The organism is Bacillus sp. 1NLA3E (genome assembly GCF_000242895.2).
In the GTDB taxonomy this organism is placed as follows: domain Bacteria; phylum Bacillota; class Bacilli; order Bacillales; family Cytobacillaceae; genus Bacillus_BU.
The window spans coordinates 3,748,653-3,764,482 of record NC_021171.1 but is presented as its reverse complement, the minus strand read 5'-3'; the positions used below and the strand labels follow the sequence as shown (position 1 = coordinate 3,764,482).

The window sequence follows — 15,830 nt, the reverse complement described above, 5'->3', positions numbered from 1 at the left end:
GATATTGCTTCAGGAAGAATATTTTTACTTATATAGGACAAAAGTAGGATATTGATATGGTATAATAGAATAATAAATATATCGGAAAATTTTTACACATTAGCAAAAAATATAGAAATTTCTTCTTAGAAATATTTTCCCTGAACACCAATATCGGTAATAGGTAGTGATAGGATGAAAATGAGAAAAAAAGATGTGCTAGCACATTTAAAGAGTCAGTTTCTTGATATTTTAGATGAAGAAAATGGATTTTTACATTTTGAAAATACCCTTAAAAAAATGCTTTTGGAAATAAAAGAAATACTTAGTGCTCAGGAAGTTCTTTTTTTCTTTTTTTCTGATTGGAAGGAAAAATTGCTTGTTGACGGGATTCTGATAGAAGAATCCTCACTTCTATCAGAATTGCCATTCAATCCAGAGTCTTATCCACTCCATAAATCATCACTACCTAAGGGCTATATCGTTAGTAATGGTATGGATTCCTTAGGGTATTTAGCTATTAACGGTTACAATACAGAATTGATTTCAACAAAGATATTAGTGGAAGTTAGCAAACAATGTGGCATTTTTATTAAGAAAGTACATGGACTTTCTAAAATGGCATTAAAAGAAAAAAAATATCGTTTACTTTTTAGTGTAACAGAAAAGTTTCATTCGTCTATGGACATGGACTCAGTTCTTGAAGAAATGATTTTAGTATTAAAAAAGGTTTACCATGGATTTACATTTGCTCTTTTACTTTCTCAGGATAGCCATAGCAAAAGTTTACCTATTGAGGGACTTAAGTATAATAGTGAGAACCTAGCAGCCATGCAATCGTATGTAACGGGAACCGTCCAGATAGAGGATCATTTGTCTGAAAATTGTTCGATTCTTTATGCCCCTTTAAAAGGGAAGCAAGGGGTATATGGCGTCCTTCAAATTACAGCTTTAAATACGAACATTTTCCCAAAAAACGAAGTCGAATTTATTTCATTACTTACTAATACTGCAGGGAATGCTTTTGAAAATGCGCAATTATATCAACAATCAAAGCAATTGATTGAAGATCTACAATTGATTAATGAGGTATCCCACCGATTAAACTCAAAACTTCGAATTACAGATACTGTGACTTATATGTGTAAACAAATAGTAACTTCTTTTGAAGCTCAAGAAGTAGGCTTTATTCTATTTTCAGATGAACAGAAAAAAGTAAATATACTAGAAGGTAGCACTAGCTTCTTCTTAGCAGAAAAGGCAGAACTTTACATACAGTACTTTAATGATCAGCTCCAAATGGAAAAGGATGCCCTTTTTATTGGTGACTTTAAATTATTAAATGATAAACAATTCCGGTCCATCATGGCGGTACCAATGATTCAGACAGGCGTAATGCAAGGTTTTATCCTAGTTATGCACGAAAACCCTTATTATTTCTCCTTTGAATCATATAAATTGTTACAATCGCTTATCCATCATTCGACCTTAGCCTTTGTCAATTCTTCGTTAAAAGAAGAACTTGAGCGAATGGTGATCACTGATTATTTAACAAAACTTTATTCTCGAAATTATTTAGATCAAAAAATCCAACAATCAATGAAGGATGACGGTCAGGGTACATTTATTTTGATTGATATTGATAATTTTAAAGGAGTAAATGATACCTTTGGACATCAAGTGGGCGATGAGGTCATTATTCAGGTAGCAAATGTAATGAGTGCAAGTATTCGGGCTTCTGATATCGGTGCACGATGGGGAGGAGAGGAATTGGCAATCTACCTTCCGAGAATAACGATGGAAAAAGGGCGGGATATTGCGAGAAGGCTTGTAGAACGGGTAAAGCAAGATACCAACCCTCCTGTAACGGTTTCTTGTGGAATCTCGAATTGGAACAAAATGCAAAAGGATACAGTTAAAGATTTATTTGTTAGGGCAGATCAAGCTTTATATGTGGCAAAGAACTCAGGGAAAAATAAAGTTGTCACCCAAAATGAAATGACCATTTAAAAAGCAGAAAACATTCTGCTCAAATTGTCGAGAAAGTTTATTTTCTCGACAATTTTTTATTTGGTCAGAACAATGATTTTTTATATGAGTTTGTCTATGCTAACGGACTTGGTGATTTCTGCTCCAGTTGCTTCGCGTACTTTAGGGGCGGGTGGTGAGCCACATCAAAGCTAATGCTCCTGCGGAATTTCAACCTGTCCCGCAGGAATCTTTGCACCCTCTTGTTTTTTGACCGTGACTATGGGGATAGTAGGCAGGTGTAACTTTGAAATAAAGATTGACCAAAATGGATTCTTTTTAAGAAGATTTAAGTTTTGGTTCTATAAAAAAGTTTGAGCATTTCCTAATGGTTTTGCTCCACAATCGCGCCCGATTGCTGAAGATTAAAACTAGAAAATTTTTATCTATAGTATATTAGTCCTTCTTTCACAAACGCACTCGTTCGAGTTGATATGAGGATTTGAAATGGAACTGTCTGTTGCAGCCTCTTTTTTACCATAAAGGTTCTTCTTTATCAGTTAATTTCAGAAATAAGGGCATAACTAATAGAGCTAAAAATAATATGGTAATATCCAAGAGCATTACAGAAATAAGAGATAAATCAAATAATACCATAATTGGTATAGTGATAAGGGGAAATAAAATTACTAAAGATGTAGTATTTCTCGAAGATGTACTTTGATATTGAATTTTCCCACAATGATTACATTTCATACTTTTACGAAACGTCAATAATTTCTTTATAGAACTAAACCAAGACCATTTTGTTCCACAGTTTTGACAGATCGGCACAACGAATTCCTCCCATCTTTTTTTCGCTATCCACAAATATATATTACCATAAATATACATTTATTGTTTTCGGCCAAATGATCCTTAACAAAAATAGGCGCATCTCGTGTTAGAGATTTGCGCCCTTTACTTGAATAAAAAAGCATTACCGTTATTCCAGTAATGCCCTCGTTAGTGAAGTTCAAGGATATGTTTTTAAGTGCCTATAACTTATGAGTTTACCTGTTGTATTTATCACAACTTCATCTTCCCCTTAACCCATATGAGCACGATAGTAAGGGTAGACTTTAAGCGTTATTTCATATATTCCACTAATTCCATATAACTGTTTTATTTTAAGGATTTCTGTGTCATATGAAGCCCAAGTGAGACCTTCAGGTACATCTTCATCGTCTTTGTAGATTTCAACAATTGCTTTATCTACTGGTTCTCTTAGGCTACTTATAAGTGCCATTTTAACCGTTTCGCATAATTCCGTATCGGCTTCATTTATTGTTTCTGTTTTTCCATTTACTACCAAACAACAAATCTGAATTTGCGAAAAATCCTTGAAGTACCCTTCTATCTCAACTTAAAGGTTAAGTGCAAACTAAAAAGGACTGAGAGGCTTGTTCATCAATAACAGGCCCCAGTCCTTAGTTATATGCTCTCTATTTAACCATGCGCAATTTTGGTTAGCTTTTTGGGAGACTATGGTGGTAATATTTTAAATCGATATCTGAAGATATGGTTTTAATATATCGGGCATGCTCTTCACAATGAAATACGCAATTTCCTCACAGGGCTCTTTCAAATCATGTATTAACCATTTATGAATTACAAAATAACTGCCATAGCAAAAATGATAAATAGCCACCATCAACTCAGTAGTGATTCTTTTTTCCCCTATTTCTTTTATTATAAAAGTTACACTATATTCATTCCAAAAATTTAAAAATAAATTTGGGGCATCAATATCAAATAATAGTTTCATATAAGTTTTATTATTTCTAAAGTATTTCATAATGGAAGAAGTAAACTCAACAAAGTCTTTATCAGCATAGTACTGTTTAAAAATGTCTTTTGTATCCGTTTCATATAAAGAACTTAATAAGTCATATTTATCATAAAAATTCTTATAAAATGTCTGTCTCGACAAGTTGCAATTTCCCACTATTTCCTCAACAGAAATCTTAGAAAATGCTTTTGTATGCACTAACTCTTTGAGTGATCTTACTAATAGCAGCTTTGAATTAGCATTTTTAGTATTCATAGTTACCACTCCTTTCACCAATCTAGGGGTGCTTGGAACAAAATAGGCAACAGGTATCACTTATTACCTAATAACGAAAACTCTATTATACCTCAGTAAAGATAATAAGACAATTTACATTAGGGTGATATCATCAATTAAAAACGGTATATTTTGAGACTTTTGTAAATCGTTAAGAAAAACACTTTTATGTAAACTAAAATTAACAATCATTTAATACGTGATATGATCTTATCCAAAAAGGAGGTGTATAGATATATGGAGACTTACGTGTTAAATGTTTGGGAATATTTTAGGAAGTGTTAATTTTGGTCTGATCTATTGGCTAATCATACTTCTGATGTCATGATGGGTTAACAGAACAAGTTTTTTAATACTCTTAACCATCTTTCTTGGCCTGTTATCATTCGTCTAATTTATGAAAGCATTTGTTTTAGAAAATTCTATTGACACCGTACGCATACGGAAAAGAAAGGAGTTAATGGCTATGGAATATATGGATTATCTTGCCAACATGCCCCAACAGATCATCGACGCAATGACGCTTGTACCCGAAAACACCGGGAACATCATCGCATGGATACTCTGCATGACCTTTGGGTACCTGATGTACGTATGGCCAATACGCATTATGCTTCGTGAAAAGGTCGATGTCTTTCCGATTTGGTTGCATTGCTGGATGATCACTATCGATATTATCGGCTCACTCACCTTTTGGAAATTGGCATTTGCCTACGACTTCTTCTGGCTTTTCGTCGTGATGGGCATCGGCCTTCCCATCTGGGTTTGCATGGAGGCAATCTGCATATCTTTTGGCGTCAAGCACAACCGCCAGGAGGAATTCGGGCTTTTGAGCAAAGAGCCCATCAGCGAGAAGACAGCTTGGATTTACGCCCTTGGAATGGTCGTTGTGGCTTTCAGCGTCAACGCGTATGCGCTGGCGATGCTTGGCGGGGCCGACAACGCAGCAATCTTCATCATCTACCCCTTTACGAATTATGTCTTTGCCTATTGGACTTGGAAGTTTTGGGAGAGGCGCGGAGCGGAAAATACGAGGGCTGGCAACTCCATGGGCGTGCAGCTCTTCATCGTTATCCAAATCGCGCTCATGTGGATCCCAGGTTTGAGTTGGTACCTGGCCGTTTCGCCGTTCTTCGACACTCCGTGGTACTACTTATGCGGCATCGTGACAACCGCGCTGGCTTGCTACAACATGTATCGTTGCTCCAAGCACCCCAAGAAGGAGCTTCTTCCCAATGGGAAGAAACCCATCTGGTAAGTCTCTCGTGCGCGATCGCGTATGCGACCTGAGCAATTAATCGGGGAGATATTGATCTAATAGCAACAAGATTATGTAGATCCTCAATGACACTAAAGAGGAAAGGGGTTGGCGAAAATTTCGCCAACTCCTTTCCCAGTCAACGATTTATTTTTATTTAACTTGTTTCCTTATTGGTAGATAGTAAGCCCGAATTATAAAAATAAGCGCACCTTTCTGGTACACTTGACAAATAACCGTATATCATGAATTTTTTATCAGATATACGGTTATTTCATTTTCCGCATTCAGCTTGGATCATTTTTGACCAAGGCACATATTGATTCAAAATTTCTGGATGTTGATAGATATCTAGATTTGACAATTCCGTAAGTAGCTTCAAGAGATAACGGTAGAATCTACACCGTTTGCTTTTGCAGTTTCTGCAATACTTAAACAGATAACGTTGGCTTTTGCACCAGCTTCACTAACAGAGTGGAGCCAGTTTTTGCGACCAACCACACTTGGAGGGATAGCCTTTTCAGCTGGATTATTATCAATTTCGATGCGACTATCCATCAAAAATGCTTTTAGTCCATTCGCTCTGTTTAGAGTATATTCGGCTTTCTTCGCAAGTGCATTTTTGCCGTTTTTTTCTTCGCTTACTCGGAAACAGGTGTTTGAATTGTCTTTCTAATCGATATAAATCATCACAATATTTTACACCGATTTGTCCATTTTTGCTCTCCGCTTTCAACCAGTAGCGACGATCGTGCGCGAGACAATTTGCGAAAGTGACACCTTCAATTTTGTCATAGGCAGAATAACCATCACAGATAATCGTTCCAGAAAAGCCTTCAATGAAACTTTCAAGGAAAGATCGAGCACGTGATAATCGCGTTCTTGACCCTTGGCAACCGCATCTACTGTTCGATAGATTGCAACCCTCTGATAATACCTTGGTGTCTTATAATTTGGGACATAGTAATAAGGCTCAAGAAGCACCTTCTCTTCAACCTCATTAATGTTCTTATCTATTAAACATCTTTGATATAAATCCTCTGGTGATGGAAATTCATTTAGTCTAAGTTCTCTTACTTCACCAGTGATTAAGTTCTGCTCCACAAAGCTATCCCCATTAGAAGTGTAGACATAATATATGTCTAGTGTTTTCACATAGTCGATAGCTTGCTGTAAACCTGCACCTACCGAATGATTATTATCCTTAGCTTCTATGACTGCTAAAGAAAAGTTATTTTTGTAAAAAAGTACATAGTCCGCTCTCTTCTTCTTTCCTCTGGCAGTTATATTTCCACGGAGTATAATTCTACCAGCCGTAAAAGCGTATTCAAGTCGAACTTGCTTCTTTATGTCCCAGCCCGCATCAGTGATTGCCGGTGTAATATATCTGGCTTTGATATCTTTTTCAGATAGACCTCTCTTTCCCATTAGCTCAGCCCCTTCGCCATACTTTTTGCATAAATCACTTATATTTCAAACTCCGTAATGTCTCCAATATTGCAGTTGAGGCACTTGCAAATTTTATATAAGCTTTCTAGATTTACAGCTAAGTCCTTTGCTACGCAGTATTTAGTCTACTACGTAATTTAAGAGTACTCCACAATCTGGCCCTTAAAAGGAACAACTTATTGTCACTCAACAGTTCCTAAATCTGCTTTTTAACTTCAGAAGGTCCTTTCCTTTTAACTATAAAAACACCCCTTAAGGATAAACATCTAAAGGGGAGAACCGGGTCTCATTCATCAATAGAAACTAATCCATATTCACATTGGCTAGACTCTTTTGGCTTAAGCATTGAATTCATCACTTATTTTTATTATTTATTGGTTGTGTGGAAGGTCTGTATTGGAACCGACGTGTTGATTGAAGTGGAAGGCGCGAAGACTCCTGCGGGAGTAGCGGGACAGGTGAGACCCCACAGGAGCTTTAGCGACGAGGAGGCTCAGCGCCCGCCCCGCGGAAAGCGAAGCGCCTGGAACGGAAATCAACAAACCTATTGAACAGCCTATTTATTCATAATTAATTATTTCACTACAATAAATTAACGCGGTTAATCGCTAAATTTTTTAGGCGAAAGAATAGACTGTCGAGAGTTTCTTGACATCCTGTGCAGAAAACTTTCTGCTTTTTATTTTTTTGTTCTCGATATTATTCGACACAAACCAACTTTTTTTACATTCGTGATTTAAAATTATATTGGTATTGAATCATATTAAGCCGAAATGAAGGAAACTTTGTCGACAATAATAAAAAGGAGATTAGTTAAAGATACAGAATCTTTTTATTAATATACAGATTGAATGAACGGCAAATTATTTTTGTGGGGAGGGGGAGGTACCATGAAGAAAAACTCAAAGGAGGCAATTATCACTGCAGCTGTCTCGTTGTTTAATGCAAATGGGTATGATGGAACGTCGATACGGGACATAGCCAGGGAAGCAAAGATTAACGCCGCCAATATTTCTTATTATTTTCGAAATAAGCGTGGTTTATTAGAATACTGTCTTACGGTATTTTTTGAGAGCTACATGGAAGAACTAGAAAAGGGTTATGCCATCATAGAGTTTGGTGCGACAGACTGTTTAAAAAAAATTGCTGAAAACCTTTGGACCTATCAATGTAATCATACCCAACTCACTAGGTTTGTTTTACGTGAAATGTCGATTGATTCACAAGTAGTACGGGAAATTTTATCAACATATTATGCAAAAGAACGATATATATTTAAAGCAGTCATTGAACAGGGCGTTGAAACAAAGGAATTTAGTCCCCACGCTTTTCAATACTTAATGATTCAGTTCAAAGGGCTTCTGTCCATACCTTTTTTAAATACGCAATATTTAACGGAAGTATTGCATGTTTTCCCCCATGAAAGATATTTTACAGATAAATATTTACAGGAAATCTATAAGTGGATTGAAGGAATTGTCTGCTCTAAACCAGAAAAACAAAAAGAATGTATGCTAAAAACATCCTAGCCTTGGCTAGGATGTTTTTTCATATTTTCATAAACTGACGCCCCTGTCCCATTTCCTTTTTTTGATGGGCGTCTGAACCATAAATAAGCGGAATCCCCATGGCAATCGCCTTATCTACAACCCAGTCTGGGGGATAGGGTTCTTGGCAAAGCGGTTTTGCTGTACCGGCACCATTATAATCCAATTCATAACCATTTCTCTTAATCGTAATGAACAGTTCATTAATCTCACTCTCAAAACTGCTAAGAACTGGAAACTTTTTTTGGAATTTGTGGACAAGTGTAATATGTCCAATTCGTTTCGGTTTATAATGTCCTAAGTCGGCATTTACAGATTTCATTACCGTCTCATAATATTTCTTGTAAACCGCTTCAACTGATCCGTATTTTTTGACCATTTCTCCAAATACTTGGGGACTATAATCCATACAATCATATTCATTATCATGTTTTAAAAAATGAACAGATAAAATAGCGTCGTCTAAATTCGGACCAAAAATAGTTAGGAATTCCCGGGTCTCTTCTTCGTAGCCCTCGATAAAATCAACTTCAAGACCACTATTGATCTTTATTTGGCTACAATATTCCTTTTTTATCATTTCAATATCATGTAAATAGGTTTCGATTTTATTTGCAGGCATTCCACTATCTTTGGCGGGGGTAGGATCAAGAAATCCAACTGGCAAAGGAGCATGTTCTGTGAAGGAAATCTCATCGAACCCTAAAAAAATTGCATTCTCAACATATTCCTTAAATGAATCCTTTGTTCCATGTGGGCAATATGGGGTGTGAATGTGTCCATCTTTTCGCATGCAAGATGCCTCCTTTGTTTAAAAAAAGAAAATATTTGAAACTAGACGGGGTGCAATTTTCGGGAGGTTTCCCGTTTTTCTTAAAAATTTTTGAACAATGATTACTATTGGCAGAATTTCTCCCAAAAAAAAGAATTTATTAGTCAAAAAATGTCGTTTACATGGTATCATAAAAACATTGTAATGGATATTTTGAATGTTTGTCATTGTAGAAGTTTAATACATATTAGATTTTTCTCTGCAAAATGAATAATCTCGAGAGAAACATACGAAGAAATTAGGGTAAAAGTTTATCATAAAAAATAAACATTGATGCGGATGAGAACTTCGTATTTAGTGAGAGCAGGTGTGCAGAATGGGATTTGTGATCGGTACGATTGTGATTGTGCTTAGTATATTATTGTTGGGGTATTTTACAAGGAAGAAATATTATAAAGAGATAGATCGGCTTGAAAGTTGGAAAATTGATATTTTAAACCGTCCCGTTCTTGAAGAAATGTCAAAAGTGAAACAATTAAATATGACTGGTCAAACAGAAGAACTCTTCGACCAGTGGCGTAAAGAATGGGATGAAATTGTTGGTGGACAGCTTCCAAATATTGAGGATTTTTTATTTGATTCGGAAGAGTATATTGATAAGTTACGCTTCAATAAGGCAAAAGAAGTTCAAGTGAAAATCGAAACAATCCTTACGGACATTGAAGAAAAAATTAAAAAAATACTGTCTGAATTGAAGGAACTTATTGGAAGTGAACAAAAAAATCATGAAGAAATTGAAGAATTAATGAAAGTGTACCGGGATTGTAAAAAGGCATTATTAGCTCATCGCCATACATTCGGTCATGCTGTAGAATCTTTTGAAAAACAATTAGATAATTTGTTAGTTAAATTTCAAGTGTTTGAAGAGAAAACGGAAAATGGAGATTATCTAGAGGCCCGTGAGGTTGTATTATTAATTAAAGATACTTTAATGAGAATTACTAACAAAATGCAAGTGATACCAGGACTGTTTATAGATTGTCAAACAGGTTTGCCTATGCAAATTAATGAATTAAAGGACGGCTATCAAGAAATGGCTGAAGAGGGCTATTGCCTTGAGCATTTGCAATTTGAGAAAGAGATCGTTAGGTTAGAGGCGGAGATTCAAAAGTTTTTATCTCTTCTGGAACAGACAGAAGTTGATGAGGTAGTAACTGGAATTGAGACGGTAAAAGAGGAAATTGAGTTATTATATGTTTTGCTAGAGAAGGAAGTCCTTGCTAAGCACTATATTCACCAACATAAAGACGAAACGAAATCTCTTTTAACTGATGCTGTAGACAACAGTAGGATCTTGAAGGAAGAAACTGAGTTAGTACAGCAAATTTACCATTTGTCAGAAACGGAACTTGAAGCTCAGAAAAAATCGGAAAAGCAACTTGCTCAGCTTATGAAGCGGTTTGAAATACTTGAAGCGAGTTTAACCCATCCAGAATTTGCGCAAACTCAGCTTTCGGAGGATCTTTGTGAAATGCAGGAGATGATTCAAAAGCTTGAGCAAGAGCAAAAAGATTATCGGGAAATTTTGGGTGCACTAAGAAAAGATGAATTAGCAGCACGTGAAAAAGTCCAAGAGCTCAAAAAGAGTATTGGTGAAATGATTAGAACGATTTCAAAAAGTAAAATACCTGGTTTACCTAAGGAATATGAATTTTTGTTAGATGACGCGAAGGAAAGTATCCAAACTGTTATGGAAAAACTTTCTGAAAAACCTCTTGATATACCCATTGTTCAACATTTTTTAGATATAGCTGTAAATGTAGTGGAAGAATTAATTAGTACAACTAAAGAGATTTTAGAAAATGTGATATTGGCAGAAAAAGTTATTCAATATGGAAACCGCTATAAAAGTAAATATTCGTCAGTGGCTGAAGGCTTATATGAAGCAGAGCTTGCATTTAGAGATTTTGACTACAAATCAGCACTTGAACAGGCTGCAACAACAATCGAAAAGGTTGAACCTGGTGCAATTAAAAAAATTGAAAAAATGCTATCAGAAGAAATGCAATCAGAAGAAATCTAATCTAGTGATATTTTCGCTAACAGGTTTACCTATTAATAGGGAGCCTGTTTTATTTTTGAATTTCAAACAACTTGGTTGTGTTCTGGATGTTACTTTGGAATAATAATCAAAAAGTGGTGACTTCAGGAATTCTTACACATATATATTATGCATTTAATGGATTATGATAATATCCAAAGGTGCATATGGTTCGCAGGTGAAAGGGGAAAACCATGATTTATTTTGATAATAGTGCAACCACAAAACCATTTAACGAAGTGATCAATTCGTTCGTGAAGGTATCGACCGATTATTACGGAAATCCATCCTCCTTGCATCAATTAGGTGGAATGGCACAACAGCTATTAACCCAAGCAAGAAATCAAATAGCAAAGCTTCTGAAGGCGAAATCAACTGAAATTCTTTTTACCTCAGGTGGAACAGAGAGCAACAATTTGGCCATTAAAGGAACTGCCTTGATGTACAGGAGTCGAGGAAAACATATTATTACAACAGAAATTGAGCATGCATCTGTTTATGAAGCGATGGATCAATTAAAACAGTTAGGATATATAATTACCTATTTAAAACCTGATCAAGATGGTAGAATATCGGTCAGAGATGTGGAAAGTGCCCTAAGAGAAGATACCATTCTTGTTTCTGTTATACACGTTAACAACGAGGTGGGAACAATCCAACCTATTAAGGAAATAGGAGCGTTATTAAAGGATTATCCGAAAGTATTGTTTCATGTTGACCATGTTCAAGGTGTGTGTAAGGTGCCGTTGAATTTTCATGAATGTGGAATTGACTTATGCTCAATTTCTGGTCATAAATTTCATGGTTTAAAAGGTACTGGGGCTTTATTTTTGAGAGATACATTGCAAATTTCTCCGCTTTTCTCTGGAGGTGGGCAAGAATTAAAGCACCGAAGTGGTACGGAGAATGTTGCTGGTATCGTGGCAATGGCAAAGGCATTAAGATTATCCATGGATCTGCGTGCTGAAAAATTATCTGTTATGATGGAAATAATGAAACGATTAAGGGATGATCTGCAAAAAATAGATGAGGTAACCATTCATTCTCCAAACGAGGGCTCTGCCCCTCATATTCTCAACCTTTCGATAAGAGGATTTAAAGGTGAAGTGTTTGTTCATTCCTTAGAAGAAAAGGGAATATACGTGTCGACAACAAGTGCTTGTTCCTCCAAACAAGCAGCAGTTAGTAAAACATTGCTTGCTATGGGAATTTCAGCTGAGGAAGCAAAAAGTGCTATACGGATCAGTCTTTCTTTTAACAATACGATGGATGAAGCTTTGCAAGCGATAAGTGCATTAAAAGAGTCAATAAAACATTTAGGTGAGGTTATGAATTAATATGAAATATGATCGGATTATTATTCGTTATGGTGAAATTTCTACAAAAGGTAGAAATCGTAATTTGTTTATTGATAAATTAAGAAAAAGTATTAAACCGTTGTTAAACAATACGCCAAACGCAAAAATAGATGCAAGTCGAGATCGAATGTATATTTTGTTGAATGGCGAAAACGGGGATGCAATAATTGAGGGACTAAAAGAGATATTTGGGATTCAATCTTTTAGTCCAGCTATAAAAGTTGAAAAAGATGTCGAAATGATGAAAGATGCAGCATTGGCTCTTTTCAAACGAGTATACGTGGAAGGAAAAACTTTTAAAATTACTGGTAAACGTGCAGATAAGTCGTTTCCGCTTACAAGTGAGGATATTAATCAAGAGTTTAGCGCCCATATATTACAAAACATGGATGACTTAAAGGTAAACGTAAGAACACCTGATATTAATTTGCTCATCGAGGTACGAAGTGAAGCAGCCTATCTATCATGCGAAACAATTCGTGGTGCCGGTGGACTTCCAGTTGGTTCGAGTGGGAAAGCAATGCTCATGTTATCGGGGGGAATCGACAGTCCTGTTGCAGGTTACTTAGCGATGAAAAGGGGATTGGAAATTGAAGCTGTTCATTTCTTTAGCCCACCATTTACAAGTGAACGGTCAAAGCAAAAGGTGATTGATCTCGTAGAAAAATTGGCTAAAGTCAGTGGTTTTATTAATCTGCATATTGTCCCTTTTACAGAGATTCAACAATTAATTCAGAGGCAAATTCCAGAAAACTATTCGATGACCTCGACAAGACGAATGATGCTGCGAATAACGGATGAAATACGAAAAAATCGTGAAGGTTTGGCCATTATTACTGGTGAAAGCCTTGGACAGGTTGCCAGTCAAACAATTGAGAGCATGTTTGCCATCAATGAAGTGACGAACACACCTATCCTGCGTCCTTTGATTACCGTTGATAAGCACGATACAATTGAAATTGCTCAACAAATTGATACGTACGATATTTCAATTCGCCCGTTTGAGGATTGCTGTACTGTTTTTGTTCCTTCATCACCAAAAACAAAACCAAAACGTGAAAAGGTCCAACACTATGAAAGTTTTACAGACTTTGAACCCTATATTGAAAAAGCTGTAAAAGATACAGAAACAATCCGAATAAAAATCGGTCACGTAAACCATAATATGTCAGTAGAGGATTTATTCTAAGAAAAGCGGAAGCGCTTGACACAAAATTGTGAACAATTACCAACAAAAGATTTGAATGAAGCTATGTGATTCTACACACTCTATACTCACAAGGAGGTGATATCACATGGCAAACAACAACAACTCAAATCAGTTATTAGTTCCTGGAGTAGAACAAGCTCTTAACCAAATGAAGTACGAAATCGCTACAGAATTTGGTGTTAATCTTGGAGCAGACACAACATCTCGCGCTAACGGTTCAGTTGGTGGTGAGATCACTAAACGTTTAGTCTCTATGGCTCAACAACAGTTAAGCGGAGGCTTTTCAAGATAACAAAATAATACAAATGGCTACAAGAAGCGAGTATTCGTACTCGCTTCTTTATTATTTTGTCGGATAAAAGAGAAAAATATATTCCGAATAATCTAAATATTTGGTATATCATTAAGGGGTAAGTGTTTTTGTTTTACCAAATATGTGAGGGGGAAACAGAATGGGTAGAGGAGAATTAATCGCGCCGCAGCAATATAACTTAGTTAGTGAGGTCGAAAGATTTGCAGAAGATGCCAAGAAGCTTGCACTTAGATGGGAAAATGAAACAGGGGAAACAAAGGAAGTTACATATAAGGAATTAATAGCTAATGCAAATAGAGTAGGAAATCTCTTTCAACAAAATGGGATAAAAAAAGGCGATGTGGTCCTTGTTATGGTACCGCGTTTAATCGAGGCATATCAGATTTATTTGGGTGCTCTTAAAGCGGGGATCGTCGTCATCCCAAGTTCAGAAATGTTACGGGCAAAAGACCTTAAATATCGAATTACACATGGGGATGTTAAAGCTGTTGTATGTTATTACCCATATTTGGATCAATTTACTGACTTGCCAGAGGCTGAAAATCTTAAAAAGTTTGTAATTGGAGCAGATGCTAAAAATTGGATTAATGTAAATCAGCAATTAACTGAGGTATCTGATATTTTCGAATTAGCAGATACTACTTCTAGTGATATGGCCTTTTTATCTTATACTTCAGGAACAACTGGAAATCCAAAAGGGGTAGTCCATACACATGGCTGGGCATATGCACATTTACGAACAGCCGCTAAGAACTGGCTCGGTATTGATGAAGGGGACAGGGTCTGGGCAACAGCAAGTCCTGGTTGGCAAAAGTGGATTTGGAGCCCGTTTTTATCCATATTAGGTACAGGTGCGACTGGAATCGTCTATAACGGAAGATTTGAGCCGCAAAAATACTTGCAGCTTCTTGAAAAATACCAAATAAATGCTTTATGCTGTACCCCAACTGAGTATCGTATAATGGCTAAGGTTGATAATCTTGATGAATATAAATTACCACACTTGCATAGTGCCGTTTCTGCAGGGGAGCCTCTAAATCGGGAGGTAATTGAGACATTTAATCGTCATTTTAATATTGATGTAAGAGATGGATATGGACAAACAGAAAACACTCTATTAATCGGTGTAACAAAGGGAATGGCGCTTAGACCAGGCTCAATGGGAAAACCGACTCCTGGAAACAAAATCGAAATTATCGATGAAAATGGTGATCCGTGTGTTGTAGGAGAAGTAGGAGATATTGCAGTTCATGTAGAAAGTCCAGCATTGTTTAAAGAGTATTATAAAGATCCAGAAAGAACAGCGATGCAGTTCCGCGGTGAATATTATATTACTGGTGATAAAGCGAAGAAGGATGAGGATGGCTATTTCTGGTTTGAGGGCCGTGGTGACGATATCATTATCAGCTCAGGATATACAATTGGACCTTTCGAGGTTGAAGATGCGCTTGTTAAACATCCTTTTGTAAAAGAATGTGCCGTTGTAGCAAGTCCGGATGAGATTCGAGGAAATATCGTAAAGGCATTCATTGTGTTAAAAGATGGGATTAATCCGAGTGATCCTAGTCTTGTATCGAATCTTCAGGAACATGTAAAAGAATTAACAGCACCTTATAAATATCCGCGTGCAATTGAATTTTTAGCTGAGCTTCCGAAAACTACATCAGGAAAAATTCGCCGAATTGAATTACGCAAACAAGAATTAGAAGCATTTAGTGCTCAATCGTAAAAAACAAGTAAAAGGCTGACAATTTGTCATCCTCAGATT

Annotated in this window: 12 protein-coding genes and 3 pseudogenes; 8 read left to right on the top strand and 7 right to left on the bottom strand. The window is 36.4% G+C overall.

Features of this window, described 5'->3' with window-relative positions:
- The first annotated feature begins 174 nt into the window (after positions 1-174).
- Complete coding sequence (locus B1NLA3E_RS18025) at positions 175-1,989, top strand: sensor domain-containing diguanylate cyclase (RefSeq protein ID WP_015595269.1); 1,815 nt, start codon at positions 175-177, stop codon at positions 1,987-1,989.
- Positions 1,990-2,481: 492 nt separating this feature from the next.
- Here B1NLA3E_RS18025 and B1NLA3E_RS18020 read toward each other — a convergent pair whose 3' ends face one another.
- From B1NLA3E_RS18020 to B1NLA3E_RS18010, 3 genes are all read right to left on the bottom strand, one after another.
- The gene (locus tag B1NLA3E_RS18020) at positions 2,482-2,841 is read right to left on the bottom strand and encodes a TIGR04104 family putative zinc finger protein (protein ID WP_236619586.1); all 360 of its coding nucleotides are present in this window, start codon (positions 2,839-2,841) and stop codon (positions 2,482-2,484) included.
- A gap of 193 nt (positions 2,842-3,034) precedes the next feature.
- The gene (locus B1NLA3E_RS18015; RefSeq protein WP_015595267.1) at positions 3,035-3,301 is read right to left on the bottom strand and encodes a DUF3888 domain-containing protein; all 267 of its coding nucleotides are present in this window, start codon (positions 3,299-3,301) and stop codon (positions 3,035-3,037) included.
- Between the two features lie 186 nt (positions 3,302-3,487).
- Entirely contained in the window at positions 3,488-4,033 is a 546-nt protein-coding gene (locus B1NLA3E_RS18010) for a TetR/AcrR family transcriptional regulator C-terminal domain-containing protein (protein WP_015595266.1), read from the bottom strand.
- A gap of 487 nt (positions 4,034-4,520) precedes the next feature.
- Here B1NLA3E_RS18010 and B1NLA3E_RS18005 point away from each other — a divergent pair, with 487 nt between their 5' ends.
- Entirely contained in the window at positions 4,521-5,312 is a 792-nt protein-coding gene (locus B1NLA3E_RS18005; protein ID WP_041580656.1) for a hypothetical protein, read from the top strand.
- 274 nt (positions 5,313-5,586) lie between these two features.
- Here the strand turns inward: B1NLA3E_RS18005 and B1NLA3E_RS24320 are convergent.
- From B1NLA3E_RS24320 to B1NLA3E_RS26070, 3 pseudogenes are all read right to left on the bottom strand, one after another.
- Positions 5,587-6,195: pseudogene (locus B1NLA3E_RS24320) on the bottom strand (IS66 family transposase); the annotation flags it as partial.
- A pseudogene (locus B1NLA3E_RS25730) lies at positions 6,189-6,740 on the bottom strand (type I restriction enzyme HsdR N-terminal domain-containing protein); the annotation flags it as partial. The pseudogenes B1NLA3E_RS25730 and B1NLA3E_RS24320, both read right to left, overlap by 7 nt.
- A gap of 38 nt (positions 6,741-6,778) precedes the next feature.
- A pseudogene (locus tag B1NLA3E_RS26070) lies at positions 6,779-6,850 on the bottom strand (helix-turn-helix domain-containing protein); the annotation flags it as partial.
- A gap of 801 nt (positions 6,851-7,651) precedes the next feature.
- Between B1NLA3E_RS26070 and refZ the strand changes: the two are divergent.
- A complete protein-coding gene (gene refZ, locus B1NLA3E_RS17990; RefSeq protein WP_015595263.1) occupies positions 7,652-8,290 on the top strand; it encodes a forespore capture DNA-binding protein RefZ in 639 nt (212 codons plus the stop codon).
- Positions 8,291-8,309: 19 nt separating this feature from the next.
- Here refZ and hisJ read toward each other — a convergent pair whose 3' ends face one another.
- A complete protein-coding gene (gene hisJ, locus B1NLA3E_RS17985; RefSeq protein WP_015595262.1) occupies positions 8,310-9,101 on the bottom strand; it encodes a histidinol-phosphatase HisJ in 792 nt (263 codons plus the stop codon).
- A gap of 355 nt (positions 9,102-9,456) precedes the next feature.
- On the opposite strand from hisJ, the gene ezrA reads away from it, so the two are divergent.
- From ezrA to mbcS, 5 genes are all read left to right on the top strand, one after another.
- A complete protein-coding gene (ezrA, locus tag B1NLA3E_RS17980) occupies positions 9,457-11,163 on the top strand; it encodes a septation ring formation regulator EzrA (RefSeq protein ID WP_015595261.1) in 1,707 nt (568 codons plus the stop codon).
- A gap of 212 nt (positions 11,164-11,375) precedes the next feature.
- On the top strand, positions 11,376-12,518 hold the full coding sequence (locus B1NLA3E_RS17975) for a cysteine desulfurase family protein (RefSeq protein WP_015595260.1): 1,143 nt from the start codon (positions 11,376-11,378) through the stop codon (positions 12,516-12,518).
- Position 12,519: 1 nt separating this feature from the next.
- Entirely contained in the window at positions 12,520-13,728 is a 1,209-nt protein-coding gene (thiI, locus tag B1NLA3E_RS17970) for a tRNA uracil 4-sulfurtransferase ThiI (RefSeq protein ID WP_015595259.1), read from the top strand.
- 106 nt (positions 13,729-13,834) lie between these two features.
- A complete protein-coding gene (locus B1NLA3E_RS17965; RefSeq protein WP_015595258.1) occupies positions 13,835-14,041 on the top strand; it encodes an alpha/beta-type small acid-soluble spore protein in 207 nt (68 codons plus the stop codon).
- 160 nt (positions 14,042-14,201) lie between these two features.
- On the top strand, positions 14,202-15,791 hold the full coding sequence (mbcS, locus tag B1NLA3E_RS17960; protein ID WP_015595257.1) for an acyl-CoA synthetase MbcS: 1,590 nt from the start codon (positions 14,202-14,204) through the stop codon (positions 15,789-15,791).
- Positions 15,792-15,830: the final 39 nt, after the last annotated feature.